At 59.9% G+C, this 19,915-nt stretch carries 17 protein-coding genes; 6 read left to right on the top strand and 11 right to left on the bottom strand.

The features are described 5' to 3' along the window. Both ACR52_RS09715 and ACR52_RS09710 read left to right on the top strand, forming a co-directional pair. The coding region (locus ACR52_RS09715) for a type I secretion C-terminal target domain-containing protein (RefSeq protein WP_048723434.1) at positions 1 to 2,927 on the top strand (2,927 nt) is incomplete at its 5' end. Positions 2,928 to 3,050: 123 nt separating this feature from the next. Next, positions 3,051 to 3,389, top strand: coding sequence for a hypothetical protein (locus ACR52_RS09710; RefSeq protein WP_048723433.1), 339 nt, complete (start codon positions 3,051 to 3,053; stop codon positions 3,387 to 3,389). A 44-nt stretch (positions 3,390 to 3,433) separates the two neighbouring features. Here ACR52_RS09710 and lapD read toward each other — a convergent pair whose 3' ends face one another. Together lapD and lapG are read right to left on the bottom strand one after the other, a co-directional pair. Beyond that, positions 3,434 to 5,392 carry a cyclic di-GMP receptor LapD gene (gene lapD, locus ACR52_RS09705; protein WP_048723431.1) on the bottom strand — a complete coding sequence of 653 codons (1,959 nt, stop codon included), beginning with the start codon at positions 5,390 to 5,392 and terminating at the stop codon, positions 3,434 to 3,436. An 11-nt stretch (positions 5,393 to 5,403) separates the two neighbouring features. Beyond that, the gene (gene lapG, locus ACR52_RS09700; protein ID WP_048723454.1) at positions 5,404 to 6,096 is read right to left on the bottom strand and encodes a cysteine protease LapG; all 693 of its coding nucleotides are present in this window, start codon (positions 6,094 to 6,096) and stop codon (positions 5,404 to 5,406) included. Between the two features lie 288 nt (positions 6,097 to 6,384). Here lapG and bcsQ point away from each other — a divergent pair, with 288 nt between their 5' ends. Beyond that, complete coding sequence (gene bcsQ / locus ACR52_RS09695) at positions 6,385 to 7,344, top strand: cellulose biosynthesis protein BcsQ (protein WP_048723429.1); 960 nt, start codon at positions 6,385 to 6,387, stop codon at positions 7,342 to 7,344. Between the two features lie 8 nt (positions 7,345 to 7,352). Here bcsQ and ACR52_RS30290 read toward each other — a convergent pair whose 3' ends face one another. The 6 genes from ACR52_RS30290 to ACR52_RS09670 all read right to left on the bottom strand — a co-directional run bounded on the left by ACR52_RS30290 (position 7,353) and on the right by ACR52_RS09670 (position 11,791). Beyond that, complete coding sequence (locus tag ACR52_RS30290; RefSeq protein WP_152687606.1) at positions 7,353 to 7,559, bottom strand: hypothetical protein; 207 nt, start codon at positions 7,557 to 7,559, stop codon at positions 7,353 to 7,355. Between the two features lie 26 nt (positions 7,560 to 7,585). Continuing rightward, a complete protein-coding gene (locus ACR52_RS09690) occupies positions 7,586 to 8,773 on the bottom strand; it encodes a methyltransferase (protein ID WP_048723427.1) in 1,188 nt (395 codons plus the stop codon). Continuing rightward, entirely contained in the window at positions 8,754 to 9,443 is a 690-nt protein-coding gene (locus ACR52_RS09685; protein WP_048723452.1) for an ABC transporter permease, read from the bottom strand. The genes ACR52_RS09690 and ACR52_RS09685 overlap by 20 nt, the downstream gene beginning before the upstream one ends. Positions 9,444 to 9,481: 38 nt before the next feature. Continuing rightward, complete coding sequence (locus ACR52_RS09680; RefSeq protein ID WP_048723425.1) at positions 9,482 to 10,177, bottom strand: ABC transporter permease; 696 nt, start codon at positions 10,175 to 10,177, stop codon at positions 9,482 to 9,484. Between the two features lie 74 nt (positions 10,178 to 10,251). Continuing rightward, positions 10,252 to 11,004: an ABC transporter substrate-binding protein gene (locus tag ACR52_RS09675; protein WP_048723423.1), complete on the bottom strand. Its 753-nt coding sequence runs from the start codon at positions 11,002 to 11,004 to the stop codon at positions 10,252 to 10,254. 13 nt (positions 11,005 to 11,017) lie between these two features. Then, complete coding sequence (locus tag ACR52_RS09670) at positions 11,018 to 11,791, bottom strand: ABC transporter ATP-binding protein (protein WP_048723421.1); 774 nt, start codon at positions 11,789 to 11,791, stop codon at positions 11,018 to 11,020. Positions 11,792 to 12,346: 555 nt separating this feature from the next. Between ACR52_RS09670 and gabP the strand changes: the two genes are divergently transcribed. After that, complete coding sequence (gene gabP / locus ACR52_RS09665; RefSeq protein WP_048723419.1) at positions 12,347 to 13,738, top strand: GABA permease; 1,392 nt, start codon at positions 12,347 to 12,349, stop codon at positions 13,736 to 13,738. Positions 13,739 to 13,834: 96 nt separating this feature from the next. On the opposite strand, the gene ACR52_RS09660 is transcribed toward gabP, so the two are convergent. The 3 genes from ACR52_RS09660 to ACR52_RS09650 form a co-directional block, all read right to left on the bottom strand. Beyond that, positions 13,835 to 14,242: a hypothetical protein gene (locus tag ACR52_RS09660; protein WP_048723418.1), complete on the bottom strand. Its 408-nt coding sequence runs from the start codon at positions 14,240 to 14,242 to the stop codon at positions 13,835 to 13,837. A gap of 17 nt (positions 14,243 to 14,259) precedes the next feature. Further along, the gene (locus tag ACR52_RS09655; protein ID WP_152687608.1) at positions 14,260 to 15,225 is read right to left on the bottom strand and encodes an alpha/beta hydrolase family protein; all 966 of its coding nucleotides are present in this window, start codon (positions 15,223 to 15,225) and stop codon (positions 14,260 to 14,262) included. 95 nt (positions 15,226 to 15,320) lie between these two features. Continuing rightward, positions 15,321 to 17,003 carry an RNA-binding domain-containing protein gene (locus ACR52_RS09650; protein ID WP_048723414.1) on the bottom strand — a complete coding sequence of 561 codons (1,683 nt, stop codon included), beginning with the start codon at positions 17,001 to 17,003 and terminating at the stop codon, positions 15,321 to 15,323. A 187-nt stretch (positions 17,004 to 17,190) separates the two neighbouring features. Here ACR52_RS09650 and ACR52_RS09645 point away from each other — a divergent pair, with 187 nt between their 5' ends. Both ACR52_RS09645 and ACR52_RS09640 read left to right on the top strand, forming a co-directional pair. After that, a complete protein-coding gene (locus tag ACR52_RS09645; RefSeq protein WP_048723412.1) occupies positions 17,191 to 18,156 on the top strand; it encodes an arsenic resistance protein in 966 nt (321 codons plus the stop codon). An 87-nt stretch (positions 18,157 to 18,243) separates the two neighbouring features. Next, complete coding sequence (locus ACR52_RS09640; RefSeq protein ID WP_048723411.1) at positions 18,244 to 19,851, top strand: ArnT family glycosyltransferase; 1,608 nt, start codon at positions 18,244 to 18,246, stop codon at positions 19,849 to 19,851. Positions 19,852 to 19,915 lie beyond the last annotated feature (64 nt).

Raw genomic sequence — 19,915 nt, 5'->3', positions numbered from 1 at the left:
CGAACCTGAACTTCAACGGCACGGCTAACTTCACGTACACCGCGACCGACAGCGGCAACGCTGACGGCACTAACCCGCTGACCTCGCCAGCCGCCACCGGCAGCATCACCGTGACCGCGGTCAACGATGCGCCAGTAGCCGTTGCGACCACCGGCAGCGGTGCTGAAGACCCAACTGTAGGCATCGCGGTCAAGTTGAGCGCGACCGACGTGGATGGCCTGGCGAACGTGAAATCGTTCACCGTCGGCACCTCGACCAACGGCACGTTCTTCACCGATGCGGCCATGACCAAACCGGTTACCGGTAGCATCGCGGCTACCAACGGTGAGGCGACGGTGTACTTCAAGCCGAACCTGAACTTCAACGGCACCGCGAACTTCACCTACACCGCGACTGATAGCGGCAACGCAGACGGCACTAACCCGCTGACCTCGCCAGCCGCCACCGGCAGCATCACCGTGACTCCGGTCAACGATGCGCCAGTAGCAGTAGCAACCACCGGCAGCGGCGCGGAAGACCCAACCGTGGGTATCGCGGTCAAGCTCTCCGCCACCGACGTGGACGGCCTGGCGAACGTTAAATCGTTCACCGTGGGCACGCCTACCAATGGCACGTTCTTCACTGACGCCGCCATGACCAAGCCGGTGACTGGCAGCATCGCGGCCACCAACGGTGAGGCGACGGTTTACTTCAAGCCGAACCTGAACTTCAACGGCACCGCCAACTTCAGCTACACCGCCACCGACAGCGGCAACGCCGACGGCACTAACCCGCTGACCTCGGCAGCCGCCAACGGCACTATCACCGTGACGGCGGTCAACGACGCACCCACCCTGGACCTCAGCACGGCAGACGGTACCCTCATCACCAGCTACAACGCGGCCTACACCGAGCGCGGCACCAGCGGCGTGGCGATTACCGGCAAAGTGCTTATCGGTGACGTCGACAGCACCCAGATGCAAAGTGCGAGCATCACCCTGAAAAACGCCAGTGTGGGCGACCAGCTCAGTTCGAGCCTGGTCAACGTCGGCGGTACCTACAACGGCATCACCGTGACCAAGGTCGGTACCGACGTCAGTGGCAAAATCGTACTGACACTGTCCGGTGCTGCTGACTCTGCCACCTACAAGACCCTGCTGGAATCGTTCCAGTACTCCAGCACCAGCAAGTATCCGGCTACGGGTGATCGCACCATCGAGATCTCGGTGAAGGACAACGAAGGTGGCAACAGCCTCAGTTCCACAGTGGCTACCAGCACCATCACCGTTGCCCCTCAAACCTACGTGGTCACGGAAGGCGGCGGTGCTGCCGATGTCATCAACCTGAGCAGCTCCGCGGTCAACAACGTGGTGGTGGGTGACAAAGGCGGCATCGTCACACCAGGCAGCAACTACAACATCGCCTTCCTCGTCGATACGTCGGGCAGTATCGGCTCCGCCGCCATGAAGTCGATCAAGGCTCAGTTGACGAGTGTGTTCGATACCTTGATCGCCAATGCCGGCGGTAAAGAATCGGGCATCGTGAAGGTGTTGCTGGTCGATTTCGATACTCGGGTGCAATCGCAGGTCTCGGTCGACCTGTCGGACAAGGTTGCCGCCAAAGCGGCCTTGCAGGCGGTATTGACGCAGATGACGTCCAATTCGAGCGACATGACCAACTATCAGGATGCGTTCAACGCCGCCACCAACTGGTTCAAGAGCAGCGACGCCACGAGCAATGTGGGTGCAAAAAACCTGACGTACTTCATTACCGATGGCGAGCCGAATGTGTACACCAGCGTGCAGGGCAACCCTGGCCTGGGCTCGACCAGCTTTTTCGGTTCTACCGTTTACTTTGATAACGTGGTCAACAGCTCCAACTACATCCTGGGCCAAACCAAAGCGGTCTACGCAACGGTCAATGGCGGGTCGCAGATGATTGTCGATGGAACGGGTAAGGTCTATTCCTACGATGTTTGGGGCCGTCAGACGTTTGAAGGCACGGTAGTGGCCAGCAGCAACGGCGGCTTTGACGTTGCGGCGGTCTACAACAACTCCAACACCGCGTTGAACAACGCCAAGACGGCCTACTCCGATCTGGTCAACGCGGTCTCGGGCAAGGTTACCGTCGAGGCGATCGGCCTGGGTTCGGACATTGATAGCAAGGTGCTCGCGCAGTTCGATAGCGACAATAAAGTCGCCACGATCGACACCGCGAAGCTGGCAGATGCCATCACCGGTCACACAGCCGATACCGGCGCCGACAGCATCACGGGTGGTTCGGGCAACGACATCCTGTTCGGTGACCTGATCAGCTACAACGGCCAGGAGGGCAGCGCTGCACTCAAGGCGTTTGCGGCCGAAAAACTGTCTACCACGGTTGACCAGATCGATGATCGTACCTTGCACCAGTACATCACTGAGCACGTGCAGGACGTCGGCGCTTTGGCCAGCGCGTCGAACATCTACGGGACCAAGGATGGCGGCGACAACCTGCTCGGGAATGCCGGCGACGACATTCTGTTCGGCCAGGGCGGTAACGATACGCTCTCCGGCGGTGCGGGTAATGACATCCTGGTGGGCGGCAGGGGCGATGACATCCTCACCGGCGGCGCAGGCGCTGATACCTTCGTGTGGCTCAAAGGGGATATCAACACCACCGGTGGCTTCGACAAGATCACTGACTTCAAGCACGGCGAAGGCGACAAGCTGGACCTGTCCGATTTGCTGCAAGGCAATAACGACAACAACCTGTCGAGCTACCTGAAGTTGACCACCGATACGTCGGGCAACTCGACACTGAGCGTGAGCAGCACCGGTTCGTTCACCGCGAATGGCGGCACGGCCGATGTTACGATCAAGGTCGATGGCGCCAACTGGGGCAATGGCAGCGCCGCGATCAATAGCCTGATCGCCGGTGGCGACCTGACCGTCAAGCATCACGACTGATCACTCAGGTGCGCCAATCTTTCGGGATTGGCGCCCTGTGGGCATCAGCTTCGGGAAAATGTGTGTAATCTCTGTGGGAACCGTGTGCGGCGCCTGCAGGGATTTTTTATTGGGAGAACGCTGATGTTCTACGTGCAACGCGATCAATACAACGCTTTGGTTCGCGTCGAGGCGCAGGCCTTCGCCGAGGCTACCGAGACCCTACCGGCTGACCACCACGAAATTCAGGCGTGGTTTGCCACGGATGCGATCGACAACGGCCTCAAGCAGCTCAAGAACAGTGACCTTGAGATGATTCGAGTGCTCGATGACTTGATCCAGGTGCTGACAGCCAAGGGTGTGATCCGCATCACTGACCTGCCGCCCGCAGCGCAGGCCAAGTTTATGGAGCGTACCCAGGCACGGACGGCGCTGGGCGGGTTGAGTGAGCTGATCGACGACGATGAACACGGTTTGATCTGATGCTTGCGCACCTCCTTCACGGCATGACCGTCAAGGAGGCGTGATCACTCAGTGCTCCACTTCCAGGGCGCCGGTTCACCGACCAGTTGGCCTTGCACCCCTTCAATGCCCATCTCGCGAATCACTCGCAACTCACCCTCCGTTTCCACTCGCTCGGCAATCAACGGCAAGTCAATGCTGTGGGCGGCGCGTTGGATGGCCTCGATAAAAAAGCGCTTGTGGCTTTCCTGATCAATGGCGCGGATGTAGCTGCCATCGATTTTGAGGTACGCCAGGCCCAGGTTGGCCAGGTTGCCAATCATGCTGAAACGACCGCCAAACCGCTGCAGGCCAAGGCTGTAGCCCAGGCTGCGCATACGCCGGGTGAGACGCTCCAGCTCGGTTTGCTCGGGCACTTGCTCTTCGCCGATCTCCAGCGTCAGGCGCAGCCCCAGTGCCGGGTGCTGAGCCAACCGTTCGAACACCCGCTCCAGGGCTTGCGGGTCATTCAAGGTGGCTGCCGAGAGGTTCAGAGCCAACGATTGGTTGTGCTGCGCCAGGTGTTTGATCACAAGGTCGAGCATCAGTTGATCGAGGCGCGCCGTCCAGCCGAAGCGCTCCAGCCAGGGCAGGAAGTGGCCTGCCGCAATGGTCTGGTCCTGGTTGTCGAGCAGGCGTGACAGCACCTTGTAATGCATCACCTGACGAGTATCGCTACTGCTTACCACCGCCTGGAAAAACAAGTGGAAGCGCCCTTGATTCAGCGCATCGTCGAGCAGTGTGTGCCAGCTGTGCGGGTCATCGCTGACGGTGCCCGGGGTCCGGTGTTCCAGGCATACCCAGCTCTGGACGACACTGGCTTCAGCCTGGGCGAGGGCCTGGTCGGCCAGCTTCAGCAGGTCTGCGGAGGCATCGCCCGGGTTGTAAGGGGCCAGGCCGATGTAAGCCACGATTGGCATGTCGGTGGCGCCTGTTTCGTGCAGGCTCTGCAAGGTCGTTTCCAGCGCCTGGGCCAATTGCAGCGCTTCATCACGCACCAGGCCTGGCGCAAGCACCGCGAACTCGCCGCCACGGCTGCGAGTGATCAGGTTTTGGGTTTCGGGGTATTTGGCGCAGGTGCGCACCAGTTGCTGGCTGATGGCTTGCAACAGCTGGTCGGTACGTTGCCCGCCCAGGCGCTGGTTGAGGCCGGCCAGGTCGTTGACGCGCAGGATCAGCAGGTAGCCTGAACTGGCTTCCTCCAGGTTGCTGACGCGGGATTGGAGTTGCATCTCGAAATAACGACGGTTAGCCAGCCCGGTCAGGCTGTCCTGGTAGGACTCCACGCGCAGCTTCTCGCTGCGCTCGGTCTGCTCATGGAACAACGCCTTGAGCTTCTCGACCATCTGGTTCATGGCCTGCACCACGCGTCGCAGTTCGGGAGTGCGGGGCAGGTCGGGCAAGCTAATGAATTCGCGCCGCGCGATGGCGTGGGACTGCTCGACCATATAGTCCAGTGGCTTGAGCTGACGTCGCAGCAACAGCGCGCCCAGCACCGCACTCACCGCTCCGCACACCAGCAACCAAGCCAGGCTGCCCAACGCGCTCTGCCACAGTTTGGCCAAGGCGAACATCGGGTGGCTGACCACCTCGACCCGTGCAGCCTGCTGCCAGCCGCGGCTGACGATAGCGTCGCCGCCGGCCGGCGCAAGGCCGATCATCTTCACGAACCAGGCCGGTACGCTACTGGCATCCGGCTCGGCGGCACGCTCCACCAGCACCTGGTTATTGCTCAGGTCCACCACGCGAATGCTCGCGTAATAGCCACTGTCGAAGATCGAACTGACCATCAGCTCAGTCATCGCCGGGTCGTCAATGTTCGGGGTCAGCGACAGCGCCAGTGCGGTGGCCGCGTCCTGGGCGTGGGAGCGCAACTGGTTGACGTACTGGGTACGCGAACTTTCCAGGCTGACCATGAAGCTACCGCTGAAGGCGACCACTAGAAACACGCAGATAGCGATCAGCAATTGTTTGAACAGTGACATCGTAGCTCCTGTTAATTATCCGAACTGGCCGGAAAACCTTCGGCGGTCATTTTCTTCAACACGTCCTGCCAGCGAGACAGACGTTTGGTGTCGCCGACTTTCTTGTTGCCCGCCGCGCCGGTCAGCCACAGCCCTTCGCCGTTGAAAGCATAGACGGGCAGCAAGTCCGGGCGCTGGCTGGCAGGCAAAATGGGGTCCATCAGGCTGTCCAGCACCAAGGGCATCGCTTCGGGCTTTGCATAGTAAGTCAGTACCATATGCGCGCGATTCTGGCGCAAGGCCTTGACGTAGGTTATGCGCAGCTTCTCTGCCGGGACGCCCAGGTGACGCAGGCTGAAGTATTTGGCGATGGCGTAGTCTTCACAGTCACCGGCGCCTTTCCAGAGGGATTGAATGGGCGTCGCCCAATAATCAGTCTCGTGCCACAGGTCTGTGTCTTCTTCATAGCGTAACTGGCGGTTGAAGAACAAGTTGACCACGTTAAGTTGCTCAGTCTCGCTGACCTGCTTTTGTGTCGCCAGCAATTGCTGCCAGGCATCGATGCGCTGGCGCCCGGCGCCCAGCGGCCCGTAAAGCGATTCGGCGCGGCGGCTGATCTGGCTGAAATCCCAATCGGCGAGCAAATTGCCCAGCAGCCCGCCGCCCAGCAACAGCGTGATGGCTAAACCGTAGAGGATTCGAGGGAGTCTAAAGCGTAACGCCACCGCGATTACCCAGGCTTTCAGCATTGAAGGTGCGGCAATGGTGCGGTGATACCGGGTAAAAAACAATGGCACGATGAAATCACTGGGTACCCAATTACGCTTATTGGCTGTCAGTAAATTGGCTATTTTCCGCTCGTCTGAAAGCTCGACTGCAATATCATCAAAATAATGACACTTTCTTATGTCTGTCACAGAATGTGGCAACGAACGCGCCTACAAAAAGACCTGCGGTAAGCCGTATCTGCCGACCTCTCACGTCTTTAACCGCGCCGTGAAGGAGTTTCGGCCATGAGCCGTACCGATGATCTTTTCGCCCCGTTCGGCACGAGCGTGACCCGCGACCCCAAGGTGCGGAAGGCTCGGGTGCACTTTTTCGGCACCCTCCCGTTTGACGATGGCACCCGTGTGAACCTGAAAGACGGCTCGCGCTTTCCCGGCCCTGGCCCGTCTCTCTACGGGCAGCCTCAGCTTGATGCCCTGACCGGGCCCCGCCCGAACGTGGTGGCGCTGGTATCGATCAATGGTGGCGTCGGCCGCAGTACGCTGGCCACGGCGTTGAGCAGTGGCTTGCAGCGCCTGGGTGAGTCGGTGGTGGCGTTGGACCTGGACCCTCAGAACGCTCTGCGCCAGCACTTCGGTGTGGACCATGAGTTACTTGGCGTCGGCCGTGCCAGCCTGTTCAACGCGCGATGGGAAACTATCCTGCAAGCGGGGTTCGCCGGTTGCCAGGTGATCCCCTTTGGCGATACCGATTTCCAGCAGAAAGAAAACCTGCAGCGTTGGCTCACCCGCGAGCCGAAGTGGCTGGCGCAGCACCTGTCGGCACTGGGGTTAAGTGAACGCCACATCGTGATCGTCGATACACCCGCCGGTAATAGCATCTATCTCCATCAAGCGTTGAGCGTGGCCGATATCGTCCTGGTCGTCGCCCAACCGAACGCTGCCTGCCTTGGCACGCTGGACCAATTGGATGCGGTGCTGGCGCCCTACCTTGAGCGTGAGCGTGCGCCACGCTGCCACTTCGTGATCAATCAGTTGGATGAAAACTCGGCGTTTTGCCTGGACATGGTCGACGCGTTCAAGCTGCGCCTGGGTGAAAAGCCGTTGGAAGTTGTGCACAGCGATCCTTTAATCGCCGAAGCGTTGGCCTTTGCAACGGACCCGTTGGATAACATCGCCGCGAGTCTGGCCTACGACGATATCAACGACCTGTGCCGGTTATTGATCGCCCGGAAAAAGTGCCCGTAAATCGCGGTTTATATGCTTATCGCCAGATGCTTATGCACAATCGGCAGGTAGATGTTGTCACGAAATAGCCGTTTTGTGGCGCGGCTCTCATCACGCTGCAACTGCCTGTTTTGCGTGCGTTTTATGGTGTGAACAAAAAATAACCAGTGCGGCTTTTGGCCTGTAGCGTTGATGAATACAGCTTCCGTAAAGATTTCATCAACAGAGTTATCCACAGGACACGCGTAGGAAGTTTCGCCCCTTAATCGCGCTCGGCCAGCAGCATCAAGTTGCGGGGGGTGAGTGTGGGTTCGCAGAAGGTGCCTATCTCGACCTTGTAGCCTTGTTCTAATAAAAACAGCGCCCGATCCAGCACCAGCCATACCTCCAGCGGGCGTCGAAACAGCCCTCGCACCAACTCCAGGTTTCTGACCTCGGCCAGGCGGCGCCAGCCGTATGCCTCCAACGCCATCCAATCCTGTTCGCCTGTGGATAAACCTTTGAGGCTCGCCAGTTCCCGGCAATAGTCGACGAAGGGTTTATCCAGCCAACTGGCGGGCAGCGACGGCGTGGGCAGGTACTCGTCGCAGCCGCGCAATTGTCGTTGCAACTGATCGAAGCCCAGGCGCCTGGCCATGGATCGGTCCCGCTGCTGGCGCACGCGGGTACCGGCGGTGACGGTTTCACTGAGTGGCAGGCCAAGGTCGTCAATCGACAGCTGCAAGTGCGACGCGCGACCGGCGGCGGACAGCGCCTGGTAGCTGTCGGCGCTGATGCGGTTGTAACAGCAGGGCGCCAGCGCCAGTTGCTTGCAACCGGCGGCGCTGGCTACTTGCAGCAAGCGTGCGTGCAGGTCGCCGCAGGCATGCAGCGCGACGGGTGTGTGCTCGGGGCTGATCGCCACGGTTGCCATCACGTCTTGCAGGCGATGAGTGACGGGCAGTCGATGGTGGTCGCTCAATGCCTGGCCGGAGGCGATAAGGGCCGGGTCGTATTCCAGGCAGGTCAGTTGTTGCCCGTTTTGCAGCAGGCGGCGGCCGAGGTGGCCTTTGCCGGCGCACCAGTCCAGCCAGTGCCCGGGCGTTTGGACAAAGTGCAGGGCGGCGCCGAAGGCTTCGATCTGCTGCCATTTGCGACCGGGCACGTCGACGTTCAGGCGATGGCGAGGAGGTTCCAGGGGCTGTGTCGGTAACTTATCCACAGCGCTGATCTGTAGCGCTTGCGCGGCAAGCTGTGGAAAAGGCGAGGGGGCGGGCAAATCATGGGGCTGGTTGTGGCTGTTTTCTGCATCGGCCAACGAGCGTTGGCGCAGCCACGCGGCCAGCTCGGGGTGCTTGGTTTCCCAGGGCAGTTGGCGATGAGTGAAGGGCCGTGGTCGCCACAGCCCTTGGTGCTCGATAAGGAACGCATCCAACGTGTGGAAGCGTGCCTCAGCGTCCTTGGCAGGCATCGACGCGCAGCCAGCGTTCCAGCAGTTTGAAGCCGCGCACCAGGATGTAGGCCATCAACAGGTAGAACAGGCCGGCGGCGAAGAAAATCTCAACCGGCAGGTAGGTGCGCGCGATGATGGTCCGCGCCATGCCGGTCAGTTCCAGCAGGGTCACGGTGCTGGCCAGGGCGCTGGCCTTGAGCATCAGGATCACTTCGTTGCTGTAGGCCGGCAGGCCGATGCGCGAGGCGCGCGGCAGGATGATGTAGAACAGCGTCTTGGGCTTGGACATGCCCAGTGCGCGCGCCGCTTCGATTTCACCCGGCGGAATGGCCTGGATCGCGCCGCGCAGGATCTCGGCGATATAGGCAGCGGTGTGCAGGGTCATGGTGGCCGTGGCGCACCAGAACGGATCGCGCAGGTAGGGCCACATGAAGCTGTTGCGCACCGCATCGAACTGCGCCAGGCCGTAGTAGACCAGAAACAGTTGCACCAGCAACGGCGTGCCACGGAAGAAGAAAATATAGCCGTAGGGCAGGGCGCGTACGTACCAAAGACGTGAGGAGCGCGCGATACCGAGTGGAATCGCCAGCAGCAGGCCGGCGATTACCGCAATGGCCACCAGCTCCAGGGTCAGGGTCGCGCCCTGGGCCAATCTGGGTAGCCACTTGATAATCACGGCCCAGTTCAGGCCCAGGTCGAAATGCGCCAGCCAACTGTAGTCACCGCTCATTGGGTGCTCCTTGCAAAGCCGCGGGCGGCGCGTTTTTCCAGGAAGTACATACCGGTCATGGCCAGGACGGTGAGGCCCAGGTACATGAACGCCGCCACCATGAAGAAGGTGAACGGCTGCTTGGTAACGGTCACGCCGATCTGCGCGTGGCGCATGATTTCTTCAAGGCCGATCACTGACACCAGCGCAGTGTCTTTCATCAGGATCATGAACAGGTTACCCAGGCCGGGCAGGGCGATGCGCCACATCTGCGGCATGATCAGCCGGGTGAAAATCCGAAACTTCGACAGCCCCAGCGCTACACCGGCTTCGCGGTGGCCCTTGGGAATGGCGAGGATCGCGCCACGGAACACTTCCGTGGCGTAGGCGCCAAAGCACAGGCCCAGGGCGATGACCCCGGCGGCAAAGGCGCTGAGCGACAGGTCGGGGATACCAAAAAACTCCCCGAGCGCACGCATCAGATTGACCGTGCCGAAATAAATCAGCAGCACCCATAGCAGTTCGGGAATACCTCGAACAAGGGTCGAGTAGGTTCCGCCCAGCCATTGCAGTAGCTTGTACGGTGAGGTCTTGGCCAAGGCACCGGCCAGGCCGAGTACCAGCCCCAGGCACAGGGCCGTGAGCGCCAGTTTGACGGTCATCAGCGCGCCGGCGGCGAGCGCCGGGCCGAATCCGTAGAGATCGAAATTCATGGTGTTTTCATATCGCAGCAGGCATTGCTGAAAGCCGACGCGCTAACGCGAGCGCGCCGGGCAGGCCGTTCAGATCATTCGATGCTGAACGGGAAGTACTTGTCGTTGATTTTTTTGTAGGTGCCGTCGGCCTTGATCTCTGCCAGGGCTTTGTTCAGGCGCTCGCGCAGCGGGTCGCCCTTGCGGACGGCGATGCCGATCTTGTCGCTTTCTACCACCGGGTCGCCTTTGAATTCGTAGGCCAAACCGTCTTTGCTCTTGAGCCATTCGTACTGCACGTACTTGTCGGCGAGCATCCCGTCCAAGCGGCCGGAGGTCAGGTCGAGGTAGGCGTTTTCCTGGGTGTCGTAGAGCTTGGCAGTGGTGTCGGGCAGCTTGTCTTCGAGGTAAGTACCGGCCAGCGTCGCGCGTTGTGCACCGATGATCTTGCCTTTCAGGTAACCCGCGTCGGTCTTGAAGTCCGCCGTGGCTTTAGGCGCGATGAACTGCAGCTTGTTGGAGTAGTACGGGTCGGTGAAGTCGACGGCCTGCTTGCGTTCATCGGTGATGGACAGCGAGGACACCAGGAAGTCGAACTTCTTGGCGTTCAGGGCCGGGATGATGCCGTCCCAGTCGGACACATACACTTCGCACTTCTCGACTTTCATCTTGGCGCACAGGGCGTCGCCGATGTCTTTGTCGAAGCCGACCACGTTGCCGCTGGCGTCTTTATTGTTGAACGGCGGGTAAGCCGCCTCAATCCCCATGGTCAGGGTTTCTGCCATGGCCGTGGCGCTGAACGCCATCGAAACGGCCGCGGCCAGAAGGAATTTTTTATAGTTCTGCATGCAGGTTGCTCCGTTAACGGTTGCTGGACATGAATTGTTTGCAGCGCGCCGAAAGCGGGTTTTCAAACACCTGCTGTGGCGATCCTTGCTCTTCGATCAGGCCTTGGTGCAGGAACACCACTTCACTGGAAACCTGACGGGCGAAGCCCATTTCATGGGTGACCAGCAGCATGGTGCGGCCTTCCTCGGCCAGCGCGCGGATCACATTAAGTACTTCCTGAACCATTTCCGGGTCAAGGGCCGAAGTGGGCTCGTCGAACAGGATGACTTTGGGTTGCATCGCCAGGGTGCGTGCAATCGCAGCCCGTTGTTGCTGGCCGCCGGACAATTGCGCCGGGTAAGCGTGGCGCTTGTCGCTGATGCCGACCTTGGCCAGCAGGGCTTCGGCCACTTCTATCGCCTCGGCCTTGCTCTGGCCGAGCACACGGCGGGGAGCCTCGATGATGTTGTCGAGGATGCTCATGTGCGGCCACAGGTTAAAGTTTTGAAACACAAAACCGATTTCGCTGCGCAGGCGATTGATCTGCTTGCCGTCGGCAGCCATCAGTTCGCCGTTTTTTGCGGCCTTCAGTTTGAGTTCTTCGCCGGCCACCAGAATCTGCCCCTGGTGCGGGTTCTCCAGCAGGTTGATGCAGCGCAGGAACGTGGACTTGCCGGAACCGGAGGAACCCAGGATCGAGATCACATCGCCGTCGCGAGCGGTCAGCGAGATACCTTTGAGTACCTCCAGCTCACCATAGCGTTTATGCAAGTTGCGGATTTCAAGCGCGGGCGTGGCCTCAGCCATGTGGGGTCCTCATTGTGTTCGTTGCGTTCGACGCTGTTGGGCCGCCTTCCTGGCGAGGCGCCAAGCTAGCATAGCGTCTGGATGACAGCCAACAGCGCTACGGACGGTTAACCGGGGCTCTGCGGCAGGGTGTCGCATCGGCGCAGCCGCGTGTCGCGCTATCAACAACCGAACAGCCGTTTACACCCGAAAACCCGCAGGCTTTGCGTAAAAAAGGGCGCGATGGTGCCAGCTTTGGTCGGGTGTTGGAAGGGTTAACCGGGCAAACGGCGCGTATCAGCCCTTATATGAGGCGTTACGTACTTTTTGTGTGTGTTTTTGGTGCACGAGTTCGTCTTGAGAGTGGGTCGCTCGGTAACGCTATAGCGGAATGCCATTGTTCTCAATGACTTGCAGTGACTGTTGAATTGTCCTACAGCCCGCGTCAATCGCGGCTTTGTAACATTTTGGCGCAAATCTTGCGTAAAAAATAAAGAACGCCCCGTTGGTTTCTCTTCACGAAAAAGAGCGAAGGTCGGGCGAACCGTTTACGCAATTCCTCGCAAAGGTGTGTCAATGAGTAGTACGCAAAGCTCCAATGACCTCGAACAGGGGCTCAAACCGCGTCACGTCACCATGCTGTCGATTGCCGGCGTTATTGGTGCCGGTTTGTTTGTCGGCTCCGGCCACGCGATTGCCGCCGCAGGCCCTGCCGTACTGCTGGCCTACGCCGCTGCCGGTACGCTGGTGGTATTGGTGATGCGCATGCTGGCCGAAATGGCCGTGGCCTCGCCCGACACCGGTTCGTTCTCCACCTATGCCGACCGCGCGATCGGCCATTGGGCCGGTTTTACCATCGGCTGGTTGTACTGGTGGTTCTGGGTGTTGGTGATTCCCCTGGAAGCCAACGCCGCCGCGACCATTCTCCATGCCTGGTTCCCGGGTGTGGCCATCTGGGCGTTTACGCTGATCATCACCTTGCTGCTGACAGCGACCAACCTGTTCAGCGTGAAGCACTACGGTGAGTTCGAGTTCTGGTTCGCGCTGATCAAAGTCGTGGCAATCGTGGCGTTTGTCATTCTCGGCCTGGCTGCGATTTTCGGCTTCCTGCCGACCAGTCAGGTCAGCGGCGTTTCCCACCTGTTCGACACCCAAGGCTTTATGCCGAACGGCATGGGTGCTGTATTGGCGGCGATCCTGACCACCATGTTCTCGTTCATGGGCACCGAGATCGTCACCATTGCGGCGGCTGAATCGAAGAACCCTGGCCAGCAAATCACCAAGGCCACCAACTCGGTGATCTGGCGGATTGGTTTGTTCTACCTGCTGTCGATCTTCATCGTTGTGTCGCTGGTGCCTTGGAATGATCCGACCCTGGCTGCCGTAGGTTCCTACCAGACCGTGCTGGAACGCATGGGCATCCCGAATGCCAAGCTGATTGTCGATCTGGTGGTTCTGGTTGCCGTGACCAGCTGCCTGAACTCGGCGCTGTACACCGCCTCGCGCATGCTGTTCTCCCTCGGCCGTCGCGGTGATGCCCCGGCAGTGGCCAAGCGCACCAACAAGAGCGGCACGCCTTACTGGGCGGTGATGCTGTCTACCGGCGCGGCGTTCCTGGCGGTATTCGCCAACTACGTGGCACCGGCGGCTGTGTTCGAATTCCTGCTGGCCAGCTCCGGCGCCATTGCGTTGCTGGTGTACCTGGTGATCGCGGTGTCGCAACTGCGCATGCGCCAGAAGCGCACGGAAGCGGGCGAGAAGATTGTCTTCAAGATGTGGCTGTTCCCGGGCCTCACCTACGCGGTGATGGTGTTCATCGTGGGCACGTTGACCATCATGCTGTTCCAGGAAGCGCACCGGGTCGAGATCATCGCGACCGGGGTGCTGAGCTTGCTGGTGGTGGCGGCGGGGTTGTTTGTGTCGAGCCGTCGCAAGGCGCAGAGAGCAGGCGCTGCGGTGCTTAACTAAGCCGCCGTTCACTGTAGGAGCCGGCTTGCCGGCGATAGCGTCCTTGAGGGCTCCATCGCCGGCAAGCCGGCTCCTACAGTTCAGGGTTGTGGCCGCTCAGGGTTGTAACAGTTCTTGCGAGGCCGCGACGTAATCCGCCTGGAACTGCGGCGACTCAATCCACGCCAGCGCGGCCGCTTCGTCATCGGAATCCGTGGCCCACTGCCGATATTCGATCAGTGCCGCAAGGATAAAGTCGGTGGCTTCTTCTTCGCCTTCCTGCTCCAGCACCAGCGCCAACAGCGGGTGCGCCAGGAACACCGCACACAGCGCCTGTTGGCTGGTCTCGCCGGCGGTGCGCATCTCGACGAACAGCTCGGTCAAATCCACCGATTCAAGATCAATACGGCTGTCATCCCCGGCAAACGCATCCGGCTTGATCGCGACGGCGCGCTGGGTACGGTTCTGCTTGGCCTTGGCCTTTGCCCGGTGGGCACGTTTTTGCTGCTTGTTCGGCGAGGCCATGGGCTCACGTCCTTGGTTCAGGATCTGGGTGGGGTATTGAAGCGCAGGTTGGGGCAAATCCCAAGGGTATCCGCAGCTAATTCGCCGTTTTGAAGCCACGCCAATGCAATCGGCCACAATCGATCCTGATACTCGCTGCGAAAGAACGCGAAATGTCCGACCTGCTTTTCACCAATATCTTCAGGCGCGATCCGCAGATGAGTGCGTTCGCTGCTGTCGAAGTAACCCAGCAAGCGCTCAATCGCCGGGACGGTGCCGAATGGATCATCGGTAATGCTGATTGCCAGCATCTGCGCCTTCACCCGACTGAATGGCAAACCCTCCAAGGTTCGCCCGCTGGGCCGCGTCTCATAGCTGGGCGTCGGCGTGCTCCAATCCCGCACCACGCCTGCCGGCGTGTCCTCCAGCCAGCCCAGCCGCCTGCCGGGGAAATACCCGAACAGCGCCGTCACCAGCGGCATCACCACATGCCACTTGCCAAACATCCGCCAGCGCCCGCTTGCCTCGTAATCGCGCCAGTAGGCGAACTGTGCGCCCACCGTCACGACCCGCCGAACCACCGCTCCCGATGCACCCAACCCTGTCGCACAACCGCCGAAGCTGTGACCGACCACATCAATCGGCTGTCCCGGAAACTCGCGCTGCGCCCGTTGCAACATCGCCTCGAAATCGAGGGTGCCCCAATCCGACCACGAGGCCTTGAAGCCTCGCAGTGAGCCGCTGCGGGACTCGCCGATGCCGCGGTAGTCGTAGGTGATGACATCGAAGCCGTTGGCGAACAGGTAGTCGGCGAAGCGTGAATAGTGGCGGCAGCGCACGGAGGTGGCGGCGTTGATGATGACGACAGCGCGTTCGAGATCGGTGCGCAGATGGCGCCAGGTAAAGCCGCCAAGGGGATATCCGTCGGCGGCAACTTCTTTGAAAGATGAGTTATGGGGTGTATTCAAAAGTGTTCTGGGTATAAGCGAAGAATGAGTATCCATAATCATTTTTCTCAACCTGCATTCACCGGCTCTGCCATTCGATTCGATAGATCTTTCCGGCGGGAAAGTTTGTCTAGAGTTTGTCTAGAGTTTGTCTAGGCGTCGGAGCTTTTGATGGGTTTGAGAATCCAGCGTCCTTTATGCAACCCCCCCGACTTTTCAATGGTTTGGTCGCGCGTCGACATGGCATTGAGCAGGTTGCGAAATTTGTTCTGTTTCTGCTTTTCGTCTAAAACACCGGAAAGTTTGTCTAGGATGAGCGTTACCAACTCTTCCCGCGTAGCTGAGCCGTAGTGCTTCAGGTAGTCGAGGATCATCGCTTTGTAATGGGCATCGTCAAACGCCCGGTTACGAATGTAATCACTCTTGGTGCCCGTGTTGTGAGCGATTTGTGCAGCGGTGTAATAGTTGGGTTTTCGCCCTTCGATGAGGCCTTGTTTGCGAAGCAGTGCGGCGGCATCGTCGGTGATTGCCTGCTTCTTCTGCACTCGGTCCAGCAGCATCACCGTGGTCAATGGCAAATCCTGATGCTCAAATAAAAGTCGGGTGTAGTTCTCGTCGATGACGTGGCCGTAGATTTCCAGCACCACTTTTTGGGCCTCGGACTTGCTGTAGTCCGGCAGGGGGAAATAACGGCTGCGCTGGGACAGCGTCATGGTACGGATGCCGAAACCCATGGTGTCGATCATGTTGAGGCTGACCATCGCCTGAGTCAGCCAAGGATTGCGGTAACGGCTAGGTGTCTGTTCGCCGCTGAAGTAATCCTCAGGCGTGCCCTCGAAAAAACCACCGGCACTTTCGAAGGTCAGGCGATCAACCCGCTCAGTGACGATTATCCGTGAACGGCGCTGGTAGTCCTGGTGGGCAATGCAGTTATGCAGGGCCTCGAGAATGACGCGGGTGTCATACTTGCTGACTTCTGTGGCCAGTAATTGATTTTGCGGGAACAGCTTGTAGCTGATGTTGCGGATGCGGTGTAGCACCTGCGTAGTTGCTAAAAGGAACGGTGGGGAGAAGTGCTCGTACGCCTGCTCCTCGCCGCTCAGTTTCCAGGTGATTTGTGCCAGGGTAGGCAAAAAATGGCTGGATTGGGGTTTGCCAAGCAATAAGAGCGCAGTGTGAGTGATCTGCCCCTGGATAGTTATTTTGGCCTTGTCCAGGAATGTCGCGGTATCCCAGTCAGGTATCTCGGCTGCAAATGGTGCGTTGCGGTACTTTTCGGAAAACTTCTCCCGCGCAATGACTAGCGCCCGCTCATCCAGGTCGGCAATCGTGGCTGCTTGCACCGTCTCGGCGGACCAGTCCCGCAGGTCTATCGGTTCGTTGATGATTGCCGCCAATCGTTCCGCGCGCATTTCAACCAACGCGTCATCCAGCCGTTGCCATGCTTTGTCGTGTGCGTAGACCGGAAGTCGGGGTGGGTGCTTTGGAATATGAAACACCCAAACGGTTTTGGCGGTATCGGTGGTAGTGAAGCTGTCGACCCGGAAGCTCTCTGAGTCGAGATTGCTGCAGCGACCGAGTAAGCGTTGGCGGATATTCTGCGGCGTGTAATCGTGAAACTGCTGAATGCCGACAATGCGCAGCGACGAGTCTTCGACACCCACTACCAAATGACCCCCTTCCATGTTGGCAATGGCAGATAGATAGCTGGCGATATCTTCACTTTTGCGTCCGGTGACTGCATGAGCCAGGTTCTTGAACTCCTTCCACTCGCAGGCGGCATTTTCCTTTGGGAAATGCTCACGCAGATACTGTTGAAGGGCCGCTTCGTTCATGGGGTATTCCTGGGGTGGCAAGTCGTCAGGATGCCAGCAAACGATGATTGAGGCATCCCTTGGTGCAGTGAACCTGTGACGACTTAGCCAGCGTGCCAGTACTTACGCTCTCTCGGCGGGTTCATTGCTCGACGTCGGCCGCGTAGATGCATAGGCTTGCACCTTTGCGGCCCGCCAGAGCGTCTTCATGACCCGCGACACCCTCGAACACAACCAGGCCCCGGTCTACTTCGCTGCCGTCTTCCTGGCTGCCGCCTTCGGCCTGCTCGCGCCCTCATCGGCCCATGGCCTCAGTGTGCTGGTCACGCCGGCCATCGCGGTGCTGATGTACGCGATGTTCCTGCAGATCCCGTTTCTGGACCTGCGCCAGGGCTTGGGCAACAAGCGCTTTCTGTCGGCATTGCTGCTGGCCAATTTCATTCTGGTGCCGTTGCTGGTGTGGGCCTTGACGCGCGGCCTGGTAGAGCGCCCGGCGTTGCTGGTAGGTGCGTTGCTGGTGTTGTTGACGCCGTGCATCGACTACGTGGTGGTGTTTACCCATATCGGCAAGGGTGATTCACGGTTGATGCTTGCGGCAACGCCGGTGTTGCTGCTGGTGCAGTTGGTGCTGTTGCCGGTGTACCTGGGTTTGATGCTGGGGGCGCAGTCCGAGGTGGTGGTGGCGGCGGGGCCGTTTGTCGAGGCGTTTTTGTTGCTGATCGTGGTGCCGATGCTGCTGGCGGTGATCACCACGTCGCTGGCGCGGCGATCTTCGCTCATCAGCGCCTGGAACAACGCCTGGGCCTGGTTACCCGTGCCGGCGATGGCGCTGGTGTTGTTTGTGGTGATTGGCTCGCAAATCACGTCGGTAGTGCGGGATATCAAGCTGCTGCTGCCGGTGATTCCGGTCTACGTGGCTTTCCTGCTGCTGGCGCCGTTGATGGGGATGTTCGCCGCGCGGCTTTTCGCGCTGCCAGCGGTCACGGCGCGGGCGGTGACGTTCAGCGCATCGACGCGCAACTCGCTGGTGGTGCTGCCCCTGGCGCTGGCCTTGCCTGAAGACGTGCGCGGGTTGGCCGCAACCGCGGTGATCCTGCAAACCCTGGTCGAGCTGGTGGGTGAGCTGATTTACGTCCGCCTGATCCCGGCGTTGGTATGGCGCACTGGTCGGTAAAAGCGTGAATGTTCAGGTTTGTTCAGGCGTTATTCAGGGGCGCGTTCGGCACCATAAGTCAGCGCTCCCCACCTGACAGGTCTACCGATGGATCACCGCAACCGTTTTCGCCTGGAATCCCTGGGTATTTTTCTGATCGCCTTGTTGCTGTTTACCTGGGGCATCTGGGATCAGCAGCCCCAGGGGTTTGACGGGCGCTGGGCGCTGTTCCTACAGGAGATGTTCCGTCATGGCGCGAGTCTTTTCCCTACCACCTACGGCCAGCCTTACGCGGACTATCCCGGTACCGCGACATTCCTCAGTTTTCTAGCAGCCCGGTTGTTCGGCGCCCCCAACCACCTGGCGAACATCCTGCCCACGGCGCTTGCGTCTGCCGGGGTGGTCGCCGTGATCTATCGCTTGCTGGTCACGTCCAGCCGCCAGTGGGCGCTGCTCACGGTGCTGCTGACCTTGCTCACCACCCAACTGCTCGAAAAGTCGCGCTCGGTGTGCCTGGATCAGATGGTGTCGCTGCTATGCGTAGGCAGTTTCTACCTGCTGCACAGTGGTGAGCGCCTCGGCTCGCGGCTGCGGCAGTTTGCGGTGTTCCCGTTGTTTATCCTGGGTTTTGCGATTCGCGGGCCGCTGGGGTTGATCGAGGTTTGTGGCGTGGTGTGCGTGTATTGGGCGCTGGGCCGCCCAGGAGAGCGCGTCAGGCAGGTGCTGATCCACGGTGTTGCCGGCTTGCTGCTGTTGGCGGCGTGCTGGTGGCTGTTGATGACGCTGGCGCGGATCAGCGGTGGCGATGCGTTTGCCGGTGAAGTGTTCAAGATGCAGGTCGGCGGGCGCCTCGATGAGATTGGCGAGCCGTTCTATTTCTACTTCCAGCTGAGTTTGTACCGTTACTTCCCCGTGGTGCCGTTGGCGTTGGTGACGCTGGTTGCGTTGCGGCATCGCTGGTCGGAGCGACAGCTCAATGACGACATCCAATTTGTGGCGCGGCTCGGAGCCTGCGGCTTGATGGTTTTGCTTGGGCTGTCGGTGCCGCACTTCAAGCGCGCTTATTACATCCTGCCCATGGTGCCGCTGTTTGCGGCTGTCGCCGCCTACGGGCTGCTGCATGCGCAACGCGGGTTGGTGGGCGTGCGCCGCTGTTACGAAGGGCTTGTCGCGGCGCTGCCGATGCTATGTGTGGTTGTAGTCTTTGTCTGTCGGCAGGGGTGGCAGAAGCACGGTTACTGGCCTGACGTTTCGTTGCCGCTGCTGATTGGCGGGCTGGTGGTCCTGCAGTTGGCAGCGTTGATCGCCTGGCGTCGGGCAGGGCGGTTGGTGTGGCTCAGCGCGATCGCCCTGGCGGCGCAGTGGGTGTTGCTGGTGACGGTGGTGGAGCCGGCCAAGGACCTGCAGTTCGACACCCGGCAGTTTGTCGGCCAGGTGGAAGCGCTTCGCGCTGCGCAGCCTGGACCGTTGGTGTTTGTCGACCTCGGCCGGGACACCTGGGCGGTGCGTTACATGATGAACCTGGATCACGACGAGCAGCCGCTGTTTGTCGGGCGCAATGAGCTTCAGCAGTTGAATGCACTGCCAAGGCCGTCATGGGTGATTGTGGCGCGTAAGGAGACTGCGTTGTTGGAGGGGACGTCGGTGGAGCATCTGGCACCGATGTTCAACGGGCGGTTGAATGACAATCCGATGTTGGTGTTTTTGCTCAAGTGATTTGTGTGGAGGCCGCTGCGATGGCGATCGCTTTTTTCTAGCAGGTCGAAACATTATCTCGAAA

Source organism: Pseudomonas fildesensis (assembly GCF_001050345.1).
Classification (GTDB): domain Bacteria; phylum Pseudomonadota; class Gammaproteobacteria; order Pseudomonadales; family Pseudomonadaceae; genus Aquipseudomonas; species Aquipseudomonas fildesensis.
This window is presented reverse-complemented; position numbering and strand designations above follow the sequence as displayed.